1 protein-coding gene is annotated in these 512 nt (G+C 58.2%); it reads right to left on the reverse strand.

What is annotated here, in order from left to right:
- Positions 1–512: ABC transporter substrate-binding protein (locus tag PKE99_RS39510; protein WP_271215196.1), on the reverse strand; the 512-nt coding region annotated here is incomplete at both ends.

Raw genomic sequence — 512 nt, forward strand, 5'->3', positions numbered from 1 at the left:
TCAAGGATCTTGTCGACCATCTCCTGCCGGTTGATCGCGTATTTCAGCGCCAGACGCAGGTCGTTGTTGTCGAAGGGCGCGGTGTTGCAGTGCATGATGAACACATAATGCCCACGGCCCGAGGCATTGGTGACCACCACCCCCGGTGCCCGCGACAGAAGCTTCGCCACCTTGGGATCGACCCGGTTGATCATATGCACCTGCCCCGATTGCAGCGCAGCCGTGCGGGCAGTGGTGTCGTTAATGATGAGGAATTCGATGCTGTCATAATGACCGCGGGTCGTATCCCAGTCATCCGCATTCTTTTCAAAGACATAGCGGACACCCGGTTCGGCCGAGGCAATCTTGTAGGGGCCGGTGCCAATGCCTTTGTTCGGGTCTTCCACACCACCGCCGGGCTGCACCACAAGGTGATAATCGGCCAGCAGATAGGGAAGGTCGGCATTGCCCGAGGCCATGGTCAGCACGACATTGTCACCGTCGACCTTGATGTCGGAAATGCCCTGCATGAT

Source organism: Pseudonocardia halophobica (assembly GCF_027922425.1).
GTDB classification, from domain to species: Bacteria; Actinomycetota; Actinomycetes; order Mycobacteriales; family Pseudonocardiaceae; genus Pseudonocardia; species Pseudonocardia halophobica.